Origin of the sequence: Micromonospora sp. NPDC048843 (assembly GCF_040649965.1) — a bacterium.
Lineage (GTDB): Bacteria > Actinomycetota > Actinomycetes > Mycobacteriales > Micromonosporaceae > Micromonospora > Micromonospora hortensis.
The window spans coordinates 28,258-46,206 of record NZ_JBEZGJ010000005.1 but is presented as its reverse complement, the minus strand read 5'-3'; the positions used below and the strand labels follow the sequence as shown (position 1 = coordinate 46,206).

General features: G+C 71.9%; 18 protein-coding genes. 6 read left to right on the top strand and 12 right to left on the bottom strand.

Annotated features, from left to right (window positions below; all coding sequences use genetic code 11):
* Positions 1–102 precede the first annotated feature (102 nt).
* Positions 103–2,124 (top strand): FAD-dependent oxidoreductase, encoded by a 2,022-nt coding sequence (locus tag AB0C20_RS02400; RefSeq protein ID WP_357567062.1) that lies wholly within the window; start codon positions 103–105, stop codon positions 2,122–2,124.
* Here AB0C20_RS02400 and AB0C20_RS02395 read toward each other — a convergent pair.
* From AB0C20_RS02395 to AB0C20_RS02380, 4 genes are all read right to left on the bottom strand, one after another.
* Positions 2,025–2,480 (bottom strand): SAV_915 family protein, encoded by a 456-nt coding sequence (locus tag AB0C20_RS02395; RefSeq protein WP_357567061.1) that lies wholly within the window; start codon positions 2,478–2,480, stop codon positions 2,025–2,027. The two genes, AB0C20_RS02400 and AB0C20_RS02395, sit on opposite strands and share 100 nt — an antisense overlap.
* Positions 2,477–2,980 (bottom strand): universal stress protein, encoded by a 504-nt coding sequence (locus tag AB0C20_RS02390; protein WP_357567060.1) that lies wholly within the window; start codon positions 2,978–2,980, stop codon positions 2,477–2,479. Before AB0C20_RS02390 ends, AB0C20_RS02395 begins: the two co-directional genes overlap by 4 nt.
* Positions 2,977–3,387 carry a hypothetical protein gene (locus AB0C20_RS02385; RefSeq protein ID WP_357567058.1) on the bottom strand — a complete coding sequence of 137 codons (411 nt, stop codon included), beginning with the start codon at positions 3,385–3,387 and terminating at the stop codon, positions 2,977–2,979. Before AB0C20_RS02385 ends, AB0C20_RS02390 begins: the two co-directional genes overlap by 4 nt.
* A 101-nt stretch (positions 3,388–3,488) precedes the next feature.
* The gene (locus AB0C20_RS02380; RefSeq protein WP_238683742.1) at positions 3,489–4,451 is read right to left on the bottom strand and encodes an SDR family oxidoreductase; all 963 of its coding nucleotides are present in this window, start codon (positions 4,449–4,451) and stop codon (positions 3,489–3,491) included.
* Positions 4,452–4,603: 152 nt separating this feature from the next.
* Here AB0C20_RS02380 and AB0C20_RS02375 point away from each other — a divergent pair, with 152 nt between their 5' ends.
* Positions 4,604–5,359, top strand: coding sequence for a dienelactone hydrolase family protein (locus tag AB0C20_RS02375; protein ID WP_357567057.1), 756 nt, complete (start codon positions 4,604–4,606; stop codon positions 5,357–5,359).
* A gap of 123 nt (positions 5,360–5,482) precedes the next feature.
* On the opposite strand, the gene AB0C20_RS02370 is transcribed toward AB0C20_RS02375, so the two are convergent.
* The 8 genes from AB0C20_RS02370 to AB0C20_RS02335 form a co-directional block, all read right to left on the bottom strand.
* On the bottom strand, positions 5,483–6,586 hold the full coding sequence (locus AB0C20_RS02370; protein ID WP_357567055.1) for an L-dopachrome tautomerase-related protein: 1,104 nt from the start codon (positions 6,584–6,586) through the stop codon (positions 5,483–5,485).
* 100 nt (positions 6,587–6,686) lie between these two features.
* On the bottom strand, positions 6,687–7,568 hold the full coding sequence (locus tag AB0C20_RS02365) for an SMP-30/gluconolactonase/LRE family protein (protein ID WP_357186422.1): 882 nt from the start codon (positions 7,566–7,568) through the stop codon (positions 6,687–6,689).
* Positions 7,569–7,588: 20 nt separating this feature from the next.
* The gene (locus AB0C20_RS02360; protein ID WP_357567054.1) at positions 7,589–8,530 is read right to left on the bottom strand and encodes a sugar kinase; all 942 of its coding nucleotides are present in this window, start codon (positions 8,528–8,530) and stop codon (positions 7,589–7,591) included.
* On the bottom strand, positions 8,527–9,147 hold the full coding sequence (locus AB0C20_RS02355) for a bifunctional 4-hydroxy-2-oxoglutarate aldolase/2-dehydro-3-deoxy-phosphogluconate aldolase (RefSeq protein ID WP_357186416.1): 621 nt from the start codon (positions 9,145–9,147) through the stop codon (positions 8,527–8,529). Before AB0C20_RS02355 ends, AB0C20_RS02360 begins: the two co-directional genes overlap by 4 nt.
* 10 nt (positions 9,148–9,157) lie before the next feature.
* Positions 9,158–9,985 carry a hypothetical protein gene (locus tag AB0C20_RS02350; protein WP_357567053.1) on the bottom strand — a complete coding sequence of 276 codons (828 nt, stop codon included), beginning with the start codon at positions 9,983–9,985 and terminating at the stop codon, positions 9,158–9,160.
* A gap of 5 nt (positions 9,986–9,990) precedes the next feature.
* Complete coding sequence (gene dgoD / locus AB0C20_RS02345) at positions 9,991–11,136, bottom strand: galactonate dehydratase (protein WP_357186409.1); 1,146 nt, start codon at positions 11,134–11,136, stop codon at positions 9,991–9,993.
* On the bottom strand, positions 11,133–11,843 hold the full coding sequence (locus AB0C20_RS02340) for an FCD domain-containing protein (protein ID WP_357567052.1): 711 nt from the start codon (positions 11,841–11,843) through the stop codon (positions 11,133–11,135). The genes dgoD and AB0C20_RS02340 overlap by 4 nt, the downstream gene beginning before the upstream one ends.
* Positions 11,844–11,878: 35 nt before the next feature.
* Positions 11,879–12,625, bottom strand: coding sequence for an SDR family oxidoreductase (locus tag AB0C20_RS02335; RefSeq protein ID WP_357186403.1), 747 nt, complete (start codon positions 12,623–12,625; stop codon positions 11,879–11,881).
* A 159-nt stretch (positions 12,626–12,784) separates the two neighbouring features.
* Between AB0C20_RS02335 and AB0C20_RS02330 the strand changes: the two genes are divergently transcribed.
* Genes AB0C20_RS02330 through AB0C20_RS02315 form a run of 4 tightly spaced genes read left to right on the top strand, consistent with a single transcriptional unit; the run spans position 12,785 to position 17,904 of the window.
* A complete protein-coding gene (locus AB0C20_RS02330; RefSeq protein ID WP_357567050.1) occupies positions 12,785–14,080 on the top strand; it encodes an extracellular solute-binding protein in 1,296 nt (431 codons plus the stop codon).
* Position 14,081: 1 nt separating this feature from the next.
* Entirely contained in the window at positions 14,082–15,002 is a 921-nt protein-coding gene (locus tag AB0C20_RS02325; RefSeq protein WP_357186397.1) for a sugar ABC transporter permease, read from the top strand.
* Positions 14,999–15,820: a carbohydrate ABC transporter permease gene (locus AB0C20_RS02320; protein ID WP_196920834.1), complete on the top strand. Its 822-nt coding sequence runs from the start codon at positions 14,999–15,001 to the stop codon at positions 15,818–15,820. The genes AB0C20_RS02325 and AB0C20_RS02320 overlap by 4 nt, the downstream gene beginning before the upstream one ends.
* A complete protein-coding gene (locus AB0C20_RS02315) occupies positions 15,817–17,904 on the top strand; it encodes an alpha-galactosidase (protein ID WP_357567049.1) in 2,088 nt (695 codons plus the stop codon). Before AB0C20_RS02320 ends, AB0C20_RS02315 begins: the two co-directional genes overlap by 4 nt.
* Positions 17,905–17,949 lie beyond the last annotated feature (45 nt).

Genomic DNA, 17,949 nt, shown 5'->3' with positions numbered 1-17,949 from the left:
ACCGTTGACACCCGCCGGCAGAGATTGAAGAATTTCTCTCGCAGCGGCAGCGGCGTGCTTCTGTAACCGTCCCCTTCACCGGTTACCCCTCGGGAGCCCGCCGTGTCCGTGCCCCTGCCCCTGCCCCTGTCCCGTCGTCGGCTGCTCGTCGCCGGCGGTGCCGGCCTCGTCCTGGCCGGTCTCACCGACCCGTTCCGGGCCGTCCCCGCCCGAGCCGCTGTCACCACCGCCGACCTTGTCGTCTACGGCGCCACCTCCGGCGGGCTGGCCGCCGCGATCACCATGCGCCGGCTCGGCCGCACCGCAGTGGTGGTGGAGCCCACCGGCCACGTCGGCGGGTTGAGCACCGCCGGACTGGGCGCCACCGACACCGGCGTCCAGGCGTCCATCGGCGGGCTGGCCGCCGAGTTCTACCGCCGGGTGTACGTGAAGTACCACGGCGGAACCCTCACGCCGACGTCGCCGCTGCGGATGACCTTCGAACCGCGCGTCGCCACCGCCGTCTTCGCCGAGATGCTGGCTGAGGCGGGCGTGCCGGTGGTCGTCGACGCCCGGCTGGCCGGCCTGGGCCGAACCGGGAACCGGATCACCGAGCTGCGCACCGAGGACGGGTCGATCTACCGGGGCGGGGTGTTCGTCGACGCCACCTACGAGGGGGATCTGCTGGCCATGGCCGGGGTGGGGTTCACCGTCGGGCGGGAGTCCAACGACACCTACGGCGAGACGATCAATGGGGTGCAGTCGCGCAACACCCACCAGTTCGCCTACCCCGTCGACCCGTACGTGACGGCCGGCTCGCCCGCCAGCGGGCTGCTGCCGGGCATCTCCGCCACACCGCTCGCCCCGCAGGGCAGCGGCGACGACAAGATCCAGGCGTACTGCTTCCGGATGTGCCTGACCCAGGCGGCCAACCGGATCCCGTTCGGCAAGCCGTCCGGGTACGACCCGATCCGGTACGAGCTGCTGCTGCGGCACATCCAGGCCGGCTACGCGGGACCGTACTTCACCACCCACTCGGTCGGCGGCGGGAAGACCGACTCCAACAACAACGGTGCCGTGTCGACCGACAACATCGGCTTCAACTACGCGTACCCCACGGCGAGCTGGGCCACGCGCGAGAGCATCATCGCCGAGCACCGCACCTACCAGCAGGGGCTGATGTGGTTCCTGGCCAACGACCCCCGACTGCCGGTGTCGGTCCGCGACTCGACGGCCCGGTGGGGGCTGCCGGTGGACGAGTTCACCGGCACTGGCGGCTGGCCACCGATGCTCTACATCCGCGAGGCACGCCGGATGATCTCCGCGTACGTGATGACCGAGGCCGACTGTCGGGGCCGGGTACGCGCCACCGACTCGGTGGGACTGGCCAGCTACACGATGGACTCGCACAACTGTCAGCGGGTGGTCGTCGACGGCAAGGTGCGCAACGAGGGAGACGTGCAGATCGGTGTGCCGGCACCGTATCCGGTGAGCTACCGCGCGATAGTGCCGCACCAGGCGCAGTGCGCCAACCTGCTGGTGCCGGTCTGCCTCTCGGCGAGTCACATCGCGTACGGCTCGATCCGGATGGAACCCGTGTTCATGATCCTCGGGCAGGCCGCTGCCACAGCGGCGTCCCTGGCGCTCGCCGGGAACCTCGCCGTGCAGGCCGTCTCCGTGCCCGCCCTCCAGACCCGGCTGCGCCAGGACGGCGCGGTGCTGGAGTGGGGCTCCACCAGCGAAGTGATCCTGGACAACGCCGCGTCCAACGGCATCACCCGGGCCGGGACCTGGCTGCGCAGCACCAGCATCGGCGGCTACTACGGCCCCGACTACGAGCACGACGGCAACACCGCCAAGGGCGTCAACCGGCTGCGGTTTCGACCGACGCTACCGGCCTCCGGGTCATGGACGGTGCAGTTGCGCTGGACCGCGGACCCGAACCGCGCGACGAACGTGCCGGTCGACATCGCGTACTCCGGGGGGTTGGTCACCCGGACGGTCAACCAGCGACAGTCCGGCGGCCAGTGGGTGCCGTTGGGCACCTACCAGTTCACTGCGGGCAGCGACGGAAGCGTGCTGATCCGCACCGAGGACACCGACGGCCACGTGGTCGCGGACGCGGTGCGCTTCGTACGCGCCTGACCGAAGGCGGGTGCCGGGTCGACCCGGTCAAGTGGCGGGGCCACCAGCAGCGGGTCGACCTGGATCACCTCGATGCCGAGCGGGCGCAGCATGGTCCGCAGCGCGGGCTCGCACAGCTCTTCCCACTGCTGCTCCGCGCCCATCGCGGCGACCAGTAACTCCGGTCGGGTGAAGGCGATGCCCACCCGTTGCCCCTGCGGCGAACGGCCGGTCCGCACCGTCCGCACCAGCCGTCCCGGCAGGTCGCGCACCGGAACGGCGAAGATCATCGGGGCCTCGTCCATTGTCGGGTTGGTCCTTTCCACACGTGTCGCGAGAGCGGCAGTCACCGGCGGCGGCGCCAGGGCACTGGTCATCGGCTGAATCGTTCGAGGTCGCGGGCGAAGCGGCGGATCGTCGCGGCCCGTGCCCAGGTCGGCGCGGGCACCGCGACGACCGGCACGGCCGCACGGGTCACGCAGTACCGGGTGACGTGGCCACGGGACCGGCCGAACCGGCCGCGATCCGGGCTGCCGACGACCAGCAGATCGGAATCGCGGTGCGCGTGGTCGACAAGCACCTGCCCGGCGTACCCCTGAGTGGCCACCAGCCGCACTGTCACGTCCCGGGGCAGGCCACCGAGCGCCGCGTCGAAGACGCCACGCAGGTAGACCAGGGCCGCCCGGTCGCACTCGTCCTGCCACCGCCAGGTCAGGGTGCCAGGCCGCCACGTCGGCGCGAAGACCCAGGCGCGGACGGCGTCCACCTGCGCGCCGTCGCGGCGGGCCAGTCCCATCGACCGGCGCAGCGCCTGCATCCCGGCGAACGAGCGGTCGACTCCCACCACGATCCGGTGAACACCAGTGCGGCGGTTCATGCGGCGGACCCCACCCAGGCCGGACTTTCCTTTGCGGTACGCGGGTCGGTCGGCCTGGTCAGGTCGAGCGCGCGCAGGATGTGGTTGGCCTCCGCCACCTCCACCCCGGCGCGCAGGCGCAGGTCGGCCACGGCGCGGTGCAGCACGGTGATGCTGTCGGCGGAGAGGCGGACCACCGCGTCGACGTCGGCGGCGATCCACCACGCCGCGACCGCGCACGGCTCGCGCCGCAGGTACTCCACCAGGTGACTACCGGGCGCGGACGGACCGAGCCGGACGCTGACCAGCGCCTCGTGCCGCCGCTCCGGCTCGTCCGCTCCTGTCACGGGCTCGCCGGGATCGCTGGCCGTGTCGATACCGGGTGGCGGCTCGCCGCGTTCCCAGCGTGTCATCCGCCAAGGACTCATGGACCCATCGTCACCACCGCGCGACTGCGGAGCACCGGTCGATACGCGGTTTCGACGGGCCACCGCCATTTCTTGACGCCGCGTTCACGGCGGACGCCCAGTCAGTTGCCGGGGTACTCGACGCCCACCAGCCGCTCCGAGGCGGCCCAGAGCCGGGCGGCGTCGTCGGTATTGCGCGCCGAGCGGTAGACGGTCAACTCGGTTGGTGCGCCGGTGAACTGGCCCAGACCGTCCGGGCCGTAGAACCGGCCGCCCTGCGCCTGCGGGCTGGTGGCCGCGTACAGGGCAGGAAGCAGCCCAGCATCCACCGAATGCACCAGGATCCCCCAGTGGGCCAGTCGACCCATGATCGAGTGGTGCAGCGAGGGGCGGCTGCGGCCCAGATTGGGGCCGGACGCGTACAGGTTGGTCATGGTGGTGCCCGGGTGGGCGACATTGCTCACGATGCCCCAGTCACCGGCCTGACTGCGCCGGTCGAGTTCCAGCCCGAAGTGCAGGGTGGCCAGCTTCGAGGCGTTGTAGGCGCGGATCGGCGCGTACCTGCGGTTGCTCTGGAGGTCGCCCCAGTCCAGCCGGCCGGAGCGGGCGGCGCTGCTCGACATCGTGGTGACGCGGGCCTGCCCCGCCCGGAGCAGCGGCAGCAGCCGTCCGGTCAACGCGAAGTGGCCGAGGTGGTTGGTGCCGAACTGGAGCTCGAAGCCCTCTGCGGTGGCATGTCGGGTGGGAGGGGTCATCACGCCCGCGTTGTTGATGAGAAGGTGGATCGGTCGGCCCTCGCCGAGCAGCGTGTCGGCCAGCGCGGCCACCGACCCCAGCGAGGCGAGGTCCAGCGGCCGGGTCGACACGACGGCACCCGGCGCGGCGGCTCGGACGGCCTCCAGCGCGGTGGCGCCCTTGGCCGGGTTGCGGACTGGCAGCACCACCTCGGCACCGGCGCGCGCCAGCCGGGTGGCCAGGCCGAGGCCCAGCCCGTCGCTGCCGCCGGTCACCACGGCGAGCTTTCCGGTCAGTTCCGGAACGGTCAGGTCGAGCACGACAACCCCCAGGTCAACGGTGTCCTTCATTGGTCGCCACCAACACTGGGTCAGACTTCGGCCACCGCCCAGGGTGGTCTTGTCCAGGGATCGGTAGTCCCTGCCTGACGGACCGGTGCCGGACTCGCCGGCCCGGCGAGTAACGTTCCGAACGGACCAAGATCGGCGTACGAGGAGGCACGGTGCTGACGACGACGGTGGACATCCCGACCGGTGACGGAGTGGCGGACGCGAGTCTGACCCGACCGGACGGCGACGGCCCGTTCCCGGCGGTGCTGCTCTTCATGGACGCCTTCGGGCCGCGCCCGCGCCTGGTCGAGATGGCCGAGCGAATCGCCGCCCAGGGCTACCTGGTGTTGACGCCTCACCTGTTCTACCGGGCCGGTAGGGCACCCCTGTTCGACCTGTCCCGCCTCGGCGAGGCCGACCAGCGCGGCGCGCTCTTCGAGAAGATCATGCCGTTGGTCGGCGCGTTGACCCCCGAGGTGATCAGCCGGGACACCGCCGCGTTCCTCGACTTCCTGGCCGCCCGCGACGACGTCCGGCCCGGCCCGGTCGCGATCACCGGTTACTGCATGGGCGGCACGAACGCGCTGCGGGCCATCGAGGCGCACCCGGACCGCATCGCCGCGATCGCCAGCTTCCACGGCGGGCGGATCGTCACCGAGGCGCCGGACAGCCCACACCGGGGCGTCGCCTCGATCACCGGCGAGCTGTACTTCGGGCACGCCGACGCCGACCAGTCGATGACGCCCGAGCAGATCGCCGCGCTGGAGGAGGCGCTCGACGCCGCCGGAGTGCGCTACCGCTCCGAGGTGTACACCGGGGCGCACCACGGCTACACCATGGCCGACACCCCGGCGTACGACGAGCAGGCCACCGAACGTCACTGGGCCGCCCTGTTCGACCTCCTGAACCGCACCCTGCCCGTCAGCTGACCCGCTGTGCCCCCGCTCCGCGATCTTGCACTTTGTGTCGTCGAATTGCCGGCTTAGACCTGCTTTGTCGCGACAGAATCTGCAAGATCGGCGCGAAACTGCGCTGACGGGCGCGCTGCCCGCTCAGCGGCGCAGCAGCACCGGGCCGGCGTCGATGCGGGTGCGGAACAGCGCGTACGGCTTGCGCCGAAGATCCTTGCCCCGCTGGTACTGCGGCTGCCGGTGCAGTTGGTTGGCGGTCACGTAGAGGTACCCGTCGGTGGCCACCGACATAGTGTCCGGCCAGAGCAGTCGCGGGTCGTGCACCAGCGTCTCGTACTCGCCGTCGGGCAGTCGACGCAGCACCGCGTTGTGCTCGTACGAGGTGAGGTAGAGCCGCCCCGCGTCGTCGCTCTCCAACCCGTCCGAGGCGGTGCCCCGGTCGCCCTCGTCGACGACAGTGGCGGCGACCGCCTCCTGGGTGACGCCCGGGTCGGCCAGAGCCTCGGTGGACACGCTGTGCAGTCGTCGGGACGCCAGCGGGCAGTAGTAGAGCCGATCGCCGTCGGCGGAGATAGCGATGCCATCGGAGCCCATGCTCACCGGCTTCGGCGGGCCGTCGGCCGGCCGTTCGAGGAACGGTCGGCCCTCCACCACCGGCCGGAACGACGTCAGCGGCTCCGCCTTGGTGGACGGGTGGTCGTGCAGCCGCCGCCAGGAGGCCCCGCTGGCCAGGTCCACCACGATGATCCCGTTGGGCCCGGAGTCGGCGGAGTCGGTGATGTACGCGACCCCCGCCTCGCCCCGCCGCAGGTCGAAGCGGACGTCATTGAGGTACGTCGTCGGCAGCGCCACGTCCGTCGGGAAGGTGATCACCTGGGCGACCGTGTCGGTGTCCAGGTCGATCCGGACCAGTTTGGGGCCGCCCGGCTTGGTGGGCTGGAACATCGGGCTGCCGGTGTCGAGCACCCAGAGCCGGTCGGCCGGGTCCACCACGATGCTCTGCACCGAGACGAACGCGCCCGCGTCGTCGTTGCCGGACGGGTCGTTCCAGGCCTGGTCGGGGTAGGGCATCTCCTGACCGTCGCGCAGCTCGACGACTGTGGCCGGCACCTCGTCGCCCCACTTGGGGAAGTTGACGAAGATCCGGCCCTGGTGCGAGACGCTCACCCCGGTCGGCATCGGGCCGGTGAAGGTGTGCACCAGCTCCAGCTCGCCCATCGGCTCGTCGCCGACCGGCCCGTTCACGACGTCCGCCCCACTGTGCTCATCGGCTCGCTCCCTACCGGTCGGCTGCTACCGCGCTTCGGTGCGGTTGTTCCCGCCCTGCCGTCCGATATGCCTCCGGTCAGCTCGCTGGCGCGCCGGCCCGCGCAGCGGGCAGGCCGGGCACCGGGACGTCCACCGCGAGCAGCGCGCCGTCCTGGGGGCCCGCCGAGTCCAGCCCCACCCGGGCGGTGCCGATGAAGAGTCGCCGCAGGTCGGGGCCGCCCAGGCAGATGCCGGCCGGCTGCGTGGCGGGCAGCCGGATCTCCCGGTCGAGGGTCCCGTCGGGCCGGTAGCGGCGTACCGCGGAGCCGCCCCACAACGCGATCCAGAGGTGCCCGGCCGCGTCGAGCGTCATGCCGTCCGGGCCGCCGTCGGCGGGGGACAACCGCAGGAACGGCTCCCGCCCGCTCAGGTCACCGGTGGCGGGGTCGACGGTGAACCGGTCGATCTCGCCGCGCGGGGTGTCGGCCAGGTACATGGTGGTGCCGGTCGCGTCGAACGCCGGCCCGTTCGGGATGGTCAGCCCGGTCACCGCGGGGACCGGCTCGGCGCCCGGGGTGAGGCGGAACAGCGCGCCTCCGCCGGGCACCATCGCGTACGTCATGCTGCCGGCCCAGAAGCGGCCGTGCGGGTCGGCGACCGCGTCGTTCATCCGGGTCGGCTCGGGCGCGTCGGCGACCAGCTCGGCGACCGGTCGGGGGTCGCCGGTGGCGGGCAGCACCGCGACGCCGGTCCCGGCGGCGGCCAGCCATTCACCGGGTCGGTCGGCCACCGGGGCGACAGCGCCGAGCGGTACGTCGAGGCGGCGTAGCTCCCGCAGCGGGTTCGGGGCGTCGCCGTCGGTCTCCAACAGTCGCCCGGCCAGCAGGTCGACGAGGACCAGTCGGTCGTCGACCCAGCGCAGGCCCTCACCCAACTCCAGCCGGTCGGTGCTCCAGACGGTCGGCTCGGTCAGCTCCATGGTGCTCCTCCAAAGGATCGTCAGCGGACCGTACCGCCGGGGCCGTGGTCGAGCAGCGCCAGCTCGGCCCGGTCGGGCAGGCCCTCCCAGTCGCCCCGGGTGGCGACAGCGAACGCGCCGGTGGTGACGGCCCGGTCCAGTCGGGCCGACGCGTCGGCGCCGTCGAGCCAGCCGGAGAGCAGCCCGGCGACGAAGGCGTCGCCCGCGCCGACGGTGTCCACCACCGGCACCGTCCGGGCTGGACGGTGGATGGTGCCGGTGGCGCTGTGGCTGGTCGCTCCATCGGCGCCGTGCTTGACCACCACCTCGGCGACGCCGGCCGAGAGTAGCGCCGATGCCGGATCGGTCGCGTCGGTCAGCACCGCCAACTCGTCGTCGGAGGCGATCACCAGGTCGATCGAGGGCAGCAACGGGCGCAGCGCGGCGGCGGCCTCGGCGACCGACCAGAGCCGGTTGCGGTGGTTGACGTCCAGGCAGATCGTGCTGCCGGCGACGCGGGCGCGGCGCACGGCCTCCACCACCGCCTGGTACGGCTCGACGCCGAGAGCGCAGGTGATGCCGGTGACGTGCAGCAGCCGGGGTGGTGGCCCGGGCGCGTCGAAGGCCCGGGTCACGTCGGCCGGGCCCAGGCGGGAGCCGGCCGACCCGGCGCGGTGGTAGGTGACGCGGTTGATGTCGGCGACCCGATTCTCGAAGAGGATCAGGCCGGTGGGGGCGGTCGCGTCGACGCGGGACCAGGTCAGGTCGACACCCTCGGCACGCAGCGTGCGGCGGACCAGCTCGCCGGGCTCGTCGGCGCCGGTGACGCCGACCCAGGCCGGCCGGTGGCCGAGCCGGGCCAGGCCGATCGCCACGTTCGACTCGGATCCGGCGACGGAGATACCGGCGGTGCCGCCCAGTCGCAGTGGGCCGGTGGTGCGGAACGCCGCCATCGTCTCGCCGAGGGTGAGCAGGTCGGTCATGGCCGGACCGCCGCGAGGAAGGCGGCGGCGCGCTCGCGCAGCGCCGTCGTGTCGCCGCCTCGGACGGCGTCGCCGAGCAGCGGCGAACCGACGCCGACGGCTGTCGCGCCCCGCTCGAGGTAGCGCCGAGCGCCGTCGGCGTCGACACCGCCGACCGGCACGAACGCGGTACCGGGGAACGGGTCGCGCAGGGCGCCGAGGTAGTCGGGCCCGCCAAGTGAGGCCGGGAAGAGCTTGATCGCGGTGGCCCCGCCGTCGGTGGCCCGCACCACCTCGGTGGGGGTGAGAGCACCGGCGAGCACCGGCAGCCCGAGCCGGCCGCCCTCGGCGAGGCTCGCCGCGATGGCCGGGGTGACCAGGAAGCCGGCGCCCGCGTCGGCCGCCGCGCGGGCGTCCTCGACGCTGAGTACGGTGCCGGCACCCAGGGCGAAGTCGGGCCCGAGGGCGGCCCGGGCGCGGCGGATGACGCCGAGCGCGTCGGTGCTGGTCATCGAGACCTCGACCACTGCGACGCCGCTCTCGGCCAGTGTGAGCACTGCGGTCAGGGCGGCGGCCGGGTCCGGGCCGCGCACGATGGCCAACAGTCGATGGGTACGCAGCTCGTCGAGCAGGTTCATTCCGGTGTCCTCAGTGGTCGCGGTGGGCGGAGATGGTGAGTCGCCAGGTGACCTCGCCGGTGGGCGGGACGACCGCCGCGTCCGAGGGGCCGGCGTCGGCCAGGTCGAAGGCCGCGCCGAGCATCGGTTCGATGCCGACGCTGCGGTAGGGGCCGTTCGCCGGCCAGCCGCCCAGGTTGCGCCAGAGGGCGGTGCCGCGGGGCTGGTCGGCGCACTCCAGCTCCAGAGTCAGCCGGTCGGCTCCGTCGATGACCTGGACCCGGGCGCAGTCGAGCAGCACCGCGCCGAGCGCCGTCCCGTCGTCCCTGCCGAACGTGTCCAGCGTCAGCCCGGCCGGGGCCGGCCACGGGCCGGTCAACCATGGCTCGCCGGCGGGCCAGCCGCCCGGTGGCAGGAGCGCGGCGGCCTCCGGGTGCAGCCGGGTCGGGGTGCCGGCGGGCGCGTCGAGGCGGGCGGCGGGGGAGAGGTCGAGCAGGGCGTGCGCGGCCCAGACGAACCGGTACCCGGGGTCGGCGGCCAACAGGTAGTCGGCCGCCACCACGCCGGCGAAGTCGGTGATCCGGCGGGTGAGGGTGAACGTCGGCCGCTCGATGACCGCGGTGCCGGGGCCGCCGTCGCGCCACTGCCGCGACCACACCTCGCCGTGGTCGGGCTCACCGCGCACTGTGGGCAGGCACTCCTCCAGACCGCCGGCGTCGACGAACGCGCCGTCGGGGCGTACCTCGTGCCGGCCTGGTTCCGGGCCACGCCACAGCCACTCCCGGCCGCCGCCGCGCAGACTCGTCCACCGACCGCCGTGCGCCGCGTCGTACGACGCCCGCAGAGCCACCGGCCGCACGCCGGTCACCACTCGGCGAAGGACCCGTCGGCGTGCTGCCAGACCGGGTTGCGCCAGGCGTGGGGGGTCTGGGCGGCCTTGCGGACCGCGGTCTCGTCGACGGTGATGCCCAGACCGGGCCGGTCGAGGCGGGCGATGTGCCCGTCCACGAAACGGAACGGCTCCGGGTCGATGAGGTAGTCCAGCAACTCCGAGCCGGCGTTGTAGTGGATGCCGATGCTCTGCTCCTGGATCAGGAAGTTCGGCGTCGCGAAGGCCACCTGGAGGCTGGCCGCCAGGGAGATCGGGCCGAGGGGGCAGTGCGGGGCGAGCAGGGCGCCGTACGTCTCGGCCAGCGCGGCGATCCGGCGGACCTCGGAGATCCCACCGGCGTGCGACAGGTCCGGTTGAACCACTGCGACCCCGGCCTGCAACGGGCCGAGGAACTCGGACCGGCCGTAGAGCCGTTCGCCGGTGGCCACCGGGATGGGCGTGCTGGCGACGATGTCGCGCAGGTGGTGAGCCTGATCGGGCAGGACCGGCTCCTCCACGAAGAACGGGCGCAGGGCGGCCAGCTCGGGCAGGATCCGGCGGACGGCGGCCATTCCGGCGCGACCGTGGAAGTCCACGGCGATGTCCCGGTCGGGGCCGAGCACCTCGCGGGCGGCGGCCACCCGGCCGATGACCGCGTCCACCTCGGCCGAGGTGGGGATCGGCGAAAGCCGCCCGCAGGCGTTCATCTTGACTCCGGTGAGGCCGGCGGCGACCTGCGCGGCGGCGGCGTCGGCCACCTCACCGGGTTCGTCCCCGCCGATCCACGAGTAGATCCGTACCCGGTCGCGCACGTGCCCGCCGAGCAGCGCGTGCACCGGCGCGCCGTACGCCTGACCGGCGATGTCCCAGAGTGCCTGGTCGAGGCCGGCGACCGCGCTGGAGAGGATCGGGCCGCCCCGGTAGAAGCCGCCCTTGGTGAGCACCTGCCAGTGCTGCTCGATACGCAGGGGGTCCGCACCGATCAGATGTTCGGAGAGCACCTCGACCGCGCTGCGCACCACCTCGGCGCGGCCCTCGACCACCGGCTCACCCCACCCGACCAACCCGTCGTCGGTCTCCACCCGGCAGAACAACCACCGTGGCGCGACCAGGAAGGTCTCGATCCGCTCGATCTTCACTGACTGCCCCTTCGTCCCCGTGCCTTCTCGACGTCGCGGACGGCCTTGTCCAGCAACTGACGCATCGCGGTCTCGGCCGTCGTCTCGTCCCGGTCGCGCAACGCGTCGACCACAGCGCGGTGGCTGGGCACCGGGTCGTCGTGCGGGCTGCCACCGTGCACCAGCCGGTCCCGTTCGGCGAGCCCGGTCTCCATCACGACCTCCATCCGCTCCAGCAGCTCGTTGTGGGTGGCGGTGAGCAGCGCACGGTGGAAGGCGAGGTCGGCGGCGATGGCGGCGGCGGGATCACCGTTGGCCTGGGCCATCTCGGCCAGCGCCCGGTCGAGGGCGGTCAGGTCGTCCTCGGTGGCGCGGGTGGCGGCCAGCCGTGCGGCGGCCGGCTCGATGATGGCGCGCACCTCGTGCAGTTGGTCCAGCAACCGCTGGTCGGTGCCCTCGGCGAACTGCCAGCGGATCACGTCACCGTCGAGCAGGTTCCAGTCCGCACGGGGCCGGACAAAGGTGCCGCGCTTCTGTCGGGCGTCGACGATGCCCTTGGCCGAGAGGACCTTCAGCGCCTCGCGGAGCGCGGTGAGGCTGACGTCGAACTCGTCCTGCAAGGCGACGATGTTCAACGTCGCGCCGGCGGCGATCTCGCCGGTGAGGATGCGACGGGCGATCGCTTCGACTGTCTGCCCGTGGACGCCGCGGCGTGCGTACTGTGCCAATGCTCCTGGCCTTTTCGCTGGTCGGTATCGATCTCTCAGGCCGAGGCTTTCACCGCTGTCCAACCACCGTCCACCACGAGGCTCGCGCCGGTGACGTACGCGGCGTCCGGCGAGGCGAGGAAGGCGACGGTGGCGGCCACCTCGTCCGGTGTGCCGAAGCGCTTCGTGACGGTCTCCGCGATGCTGCGTTGACGGTCCTCTTCGGACACGTCGGCCCAGGCGGCGGTGAGGATCGGCCCGGGCAGCACCGTGTTGACCCGGACCTGCGGGCCGTACTCGACGGCGAGTTGGCGGCCGAGCGCGACCAGGCCGCCCTTGGCCGCGGCGTACGCGGGCCGGCCGGGCAACCCGACCAGCGCGTGCACCGAGGAGATCAGCACCACCGCACCGGAGCGCGCCCGCAGGTCGTCCAGGCAGGCGCGGACGCCGAGGAACGAGCCGGTGAGGCTGACGCCGAGTTGGTGGTCCCAGGACTGCCGGCTGGTTTCGTGCGCCGGGGCGACCCGCACGGCGTACGCGGTGCTGACCAGGATGTCGACTGGGCCGAGGCGGTCCCGTACGGCGCTCACGGCGGCCGTCCAGTCGGCCTCGTCGCTGACATCGCCCACTACGGACAGTGCGCGGTCGCCTCGCGCTGTCAGTTCCTCGGCCAGTGGGGCCGAATCGGTCACGTCGAGCAGCGCGACCGCTGCCCCCTCGGCGGCGAGTCGCCGGGCGATGGCCGTGCCGATCCCACCCATCGCACCGGTGACCAGCGCGTTCTTTCCCTCAAGCCGACGCATAAGCTGATCCACCTGACCCTCGCCTTGGTCTCGTCTAATCATTAATTACGAAGATATCTTGACAGCCGGCGACGGCCGATGCAACCTTCTGGTCACAGCATTCACATGGACGACACATCGCGTGGTGACGCTGAGTGTCGTAAAGGAAGGGATACCTCCGTGAGCGACTTCGACCCCGGTCGCCGGCGATTCCTTGGCCACCTTGGGCTCGCCGGACTGGGCGCGCTCGGCGCCAGCTCGTTCCTCAGCGCGTGCGCCAGCTCCGCCAGCGGGCCGACCACGAGCAACGGCTCGGGCGCTGTCACCATCCAGTCCAATCTCTCCTCGCCGCAGGCCAAGGCGGCGATGGAGAAGCTGATCGAGACCTTCAACGCGCAGGGCAAGGGCACGGCGAGTCTCAACACGATCGCCTCGGAGACCTTCCGGACCCAGCTGCCGACCTACCTGACCTCGGCCAACCCGCCGGACCTCTACACCTGGTACGCGGGCTCGGTCGCCAACGACTACGCCAGCAAGAACCTGCTGCTGGACGTCTCCGACGTGTGGAAGTCACTGGACAGCTACCCCCAGTCGCTGCGCACCCTCTCCACCGACGCCAGCGGCAAGCAGATCTTCGTGCCGATGAACAACTACTGGTGGGGCTTCTTCTACCGCAAGTCCAACTTCGCCAAGTGGGGGGTGCAGGAGCCGAAGACCTGGACCGAGTTCCTGGCGCTGTGCGAGACGCTGAAGAGCAAGGGCGTCCCGCCGATCGGCATCGGCCTCGGCGACACCCCGTGGGTGGCCTCGGCCTGGTTCGACTACCTGAACATCCGGATCAACGGCGCGCCGTTCCACCGCGAGCTGCTCGCCGGCAAGCAGCGCTTCGACGACCCGAAGGTCAAGGCGGTCTTCACCCGCTGGCGCGAGGCACTGCCCTACTTCGACCCCAAGGGCAAGGCGTACCCGTTCCAGGAGGCGACCACCGCGCTGCTGGCCGGCAAGACCGGCATGTTCCTGATCGGCACGTTCTTCGCCGACGCCGCACCCAAGGACGCGCTCGGCGACCTGGACTTCTTCCGGTTCCCGATCATCGACCCGGCGGTGCCGCTGGCCGAGGAGGCGCCGACCGACGGCTTCTTCGCCAGCGCGAAGACCGCCAACCCGACCGGCACCAAGGCCCTGCTCAGCTACCTCTCCGGGGTCGAGGCCCAGGAGGCGTACGTCAAGGCCAGCTCCGGCATCGTGCTGCCGGCCAACCCCAAGGCCAAGGCGTCGGACTCGCCGCTGGTGGTCAAGGGAAAGGCGATGCTGGACGAGGCCAAGGAGCTGACCCAGTTCTTCAACCGCGACTCCAGCGACGCGCTCCAGCCGACCGCTGACACCGCGCTGACCAAGTTCATCGACAAGCCGGACCAGATCGACGCGATCCTGCGGGAGTGGCAGGCCGGCGCCGAGAAGGTCTTCAAGGGCTGACGTGACAGCAACGATCTCCACGACTTCGGTCACCCCCACCCGGCGGCGGCGACGGTCGGCTCGACTGTCGCCGCTGCTGGTGGCGTTCGTCCTCGTGCCGTTCGCGGTCGAGAGCGTCTGGGTCTTCTGGCCGGCGATCCAGGGCTTCTGGTTCTCCCTCACCCGCTGGGACGGGATGACACCGCCGACCTTCGTCGGCGCCGACAACTACGTCGAGCTGGCCGGCGACGCCACCTTCCGGGGTGCGCTGGTCAACACGGTGATCTGGCTGGTGCTCTTCGGCGGCCTCTCCGTGCTGGGCGGGTTCGGCATGGCGCTCGTCCTGCAGAAGGAGCGGCGCTTTGTCGGCTTCTACCGGGCGGCGCTGTTCACCCCTGTGGTGTTCTCGCTGGTGGTGACCGCGCTGGTCTGGCGGGTCTTCTACCAGCCCGACGGCGTCGCCGACACACTGCTGCGGGCGGTCGGCCTGGAGCAGCTGATCCGGCCCTGGCTCGCCGACCCGCAGACCGCCCTGTACGCGGTGATCCTGCCCGCGCTGTGGCGGCAGATCGGGTACGTGATGGTGCTGTTCCTGGCCGGGTTGAAGGCGATCGACCCGGCGCTGCACGAGGCGGCCCGGATGGACGGCGCAAACGCCTGGCAGCGGCTACGCCACGTCACGATCCCCCAGCTCAAGGGGGTCAACGCGGTGGTGCTGTCGGTCATCGTGATCGACTCGCTGCGGTCGTTCGACATCGTCTGGTCGCTGACCAAGGGCGGGCCGTACCACTCGTCGGAACTGCTCAGCACCTACATGTACTCGACAGCGTTCCAGAGCCTGCGGCTGGGCTACGCCTCGGCGATCGCTGTCGTGATCTTCGTGCTCGCGCTGGCCGTCATCCTCGGCTACCTGGTCCGCGCGTTCCGGGAGGAAGCGTCATGAACAAGCTCCGTACCGGGGCCTTCCACACCGGCATGATCCTGCTCTCGCTGCTCTGGCTGGGCCCGGTGCTCTGGGTGGTGGTGATGTCCACCCGGTCGTTCGACGACATCGCCGCGCACGGCGTGGGCAGCCTGCCCCGATCGTTCACGCTGGACACCTACCGGCAGGCGTGGACCGACGGCGGCGAGCTGCGCGCGCTGATCAACAGCATGCTGGTCACCGTCCCGTCGGTGGCGCTGAGCCTGGGGTTGGCCGCGATGGCCGCGTTCGCGCTGAGTCGCTTCCGGATCCCCGGGCGGCGCACGATCCTGCTGCTGATGCTCGCCGGCAACCTGCTTCCACCGCAGATCCTGCTCATTCCGGTGGCCAAGTTCAGCGAGCTGACCGGCCTGTACGACACGCTCTGGGCGTTGATCGCGGTGCAGGTCGGCTTCGGGCTCGGCTTCTACACGTTCGTCCTGCACGGCTTCATGCGGGACCTGCCGGGCGAGATCCAGGAGGCGGCCACCATCGACGGCGCGGGCACGGCGCAGATCTTCACCAAGGTGATGCTGCCGCTGACCCGACCCGCGCTGGCCGCCCTCGGGGCGCTCTCGTTCACCTGGATCTTCAACGACCTGCTCTGGGCGATCACCGTGCTGCGTACCGATGACAACATGCCGGTCACCCCGGCGCTGCTCGCCCTCCAGGGCCAGTTCGTCTCGTCCTGGAACGTCATCGCCGCCGGTACCGTCATCGCGGCCGTGCCCACCGTCGCGGTGTTCCTCCGCTTCCAACGGCACTTCGTCTCCGGTCTGGCGCTCGGAGCGGTCAAGTGACCGCCGAGGCCGGGCAGCGCTGGACGCTGCGGGGCACGCACACCGAGTACACGGTGACGGTGCCGGCGCACGGCCGGTGGCTGGAACTCGACGCGTGGGGGTCGCACGGCGTCTCCGACGGGCCCTCGCCGGTCGCCTACGACGGCCCGGTCCCGTTCCTCACCGCCGGGGACGCGGCCCCCATCGAGTACGCCACCGACGCCGACCGCCCGTTCACCGGCGCCGACCTGGTGATCGAGACCTCGAACGGGCAGCGCCGGGTGGGCTTCGTGCACACCGACGCGCGGATCGACGCCGACCAGCGGGAGCTGGCCGTCGAGTTCGCCGACCAGGTCACCGGGCTGCGCGCCACAGTGCACTACCGGGTGCCCGTCGGCACCGACGTGGTGCAGCGGTGGGTCGAACTGGCCAACGACGGAACCGGCGCGCTGCGGGTCGTCCGGGCCGGATCGGGTGGGTTCTGCGTACCGACGCCGCACGGCGCGCTGCTCAGCCACCAGTGGGGTCAGTGGGAGCAGGAGTTCCAGCTCTCCCACGTCGAGCTGGGCCACGGCGCGTTCAGCATCGGCAGCTCCCAGGGCGTACCCGGGCATCTGCACGTGCCCTGGCTGGCCGTGCGCGACACCGCCGAGCCGGCCGGTCCGGCCTGGGGGATGGCGCTGGCCTGGACCGGCTCGTGGGAGATCAGCGCCGAGCGGGACACCGGCGGCCTGACCCGGGTCCGGGTCGGCCGTCAGCTGGTCGACGGCCCGCTGGAGTTGGCCGCCGGCGAGCGGTTGACACTGCCGGTGGCCACCGGGGCGTACAGCCCGGACGGCCTGGACGGGCTGGCCCGGGTCTGGCACACCCACCAGCGGTTGCTGGCCGCCGACCGGCTCGGCCCTCGCCCGGTGCTCTACAACTCCTGGGAGGCGACCTACTTCGCCGTCGAGGCGCAGAGTCAGCTCGCGCTCGCCCGGATCGCCGCCGAGCTGGGCGTGGAGACGTTCGTCGTGGACGACGGCTGGTTCGTGGGCCGCGACGACGACACCGCCGGCCTGGGCGACTGGACGCCCGACCCGGCGAAGTTTCCGGCCGGGTTCGACACGTTCATCGCCGACGTCCGCGCGCTCGGGCTGAACTTCGGGCTCTGGGTCGAGCCGGAGTGCGTCAACCCGAAGTCGTCCCTGTACGCCGAGCACCCGGACTGGGTCTACTCCGTCGACGGGAGGCCCCTCACGCCGGTCCGCAACCAGTACCTGCTCGACCTGGGCCGGCCGGAGGTCGCCGAGTTCGTCCACTCCACAGTCGACGGTCTGCTGCGCCGGTACGACATCGACTATCTGAAGTGGGACTTCAACAGGCCGCGTACCGAGCCGGGTCGGTCCGGCGGGTTGGGTCCGCTCGACCTGGACGGCGCGCACGTCGCCAACCTGCACCGGATCTACGAGCGGTTGCGCCGGGACCATCCCGGTGTGCTGATCGAGGCGTGCGCCGGCGGGGGCGCGCGGACCGACCTGGCGATGGCCGCACGGGCCGACGTCTTCTGGCCCAGCGACAACACCGGCCCGCTGGACCGGCTGGCCATCCAGTACGGCTTCCTGCACGCCAACGCCCCACACCTGCTCAGCTCATGGGTCACCGACGCGCCCGGCCTGTTCGACACCCGACCCCGGTCGCTGGCGTTCCGATTCGTCCTGGCGATGGCCGGTGTGCTCGGCATCGGCGCGGACATCCGGGCATGGACCCCCGCCGAGCGGGCCGAGGCGGCCAGCTGGATCGCCCGCTACAAGGAGATCCGGGACGTCGTCACGCGCGGTGAGGTGCACCTGATCGGTGGCCCCGACCAGGCCCGCTGTGCGGTGCAGTACACCGCGCCCGACGAGAACCAGATCGTCGTGCTGGCCTGGCACACCGGCCGGCTCGACGGCGCCGGGCTGCTTCCGTCCCGCCCGGTCCGGTTGCCACTGCGTGGCCTCGACCCGGCGGCCCGCTACTCGCACGGCGACCGGCACTACTCCGGCAGCCACCTCGCCGCTGTCGGCCTGCCCGTGCAGTGGAGCGCGACCCACGACGCCGACCTCATCGTGCTGACCCGCGACTGAGATCGGAGCACCACCACCCCCACCCCCGAGGGACAGGAGTACCTC

Bases quoted from the DNA above. Each gene is read 5' to 3' on its own strand.
- AB0C20_RS02395 (WP_357567061.1), bottom strand. From the start codon at position 2,480: ATGACCAGTGCCCTGGCGCCGCCGCCGGTGACTGCCGCTCTCGCGACA.
- AB0C20_RS02390 (WP_357567060.1), bottom strand. From the start codon at position 2,980: ATGAACCGCCGCACTGGTGTTCACCGGATCGTGGTGGGAGTCGACCGC.
- AB0C20_RS02385 (WP_357567058.1), bottom strand. From the start codon at position 3,387: ATGAGTCCTTGGCGGATGACACGCTGGGAACGCGGCGAGCCGCCACCC.
- AB0C20_RS02380 (WP_238683742.1), bottom strand. From the start codon at position 4,451: ATGAAGGACACCGTTGACCTGGGGGTTGTCGTGCTCGACCTGACCGTT.
- AB0C20_RS02365 (WP_357186422.1), bottom strand. From the start codon at position 7,568: ATGGAGCTGACCGAGCCGACCGTCTGGAGCACCGACCGGCTGGAGTTG.
- AB0C20_RS02360 (WP_357567054.1), bottom strand. From the start codon at position 8,530: ATGACCGACCTGCTCACCCTCGGCGAGACGATGGCGGCGTTCCGCACC.
- AB0C20_RS02355 (WP_357186416.1), bottom strand. From the start codon at position 9,147: ATGAACCTGCTCGACGAGCTGCGTACCCATCGACTGTTGGCCATCGTG.
- AB0C20_RS02335 (WP_357186403.1), bottom strand. From the start codon at position 12,625: ATGCGTCGGCTTGAGGGAAAGAACGCGCTGGTCACCGGTGCGATGGGT.
- AB0C20_RS02320 (WP_196920834.1), top strand. From the start codon at position 14,999: ATGAACAAGCTCCGTACCGGGGCCTTCCACACCGGCATGATCCTGCTC.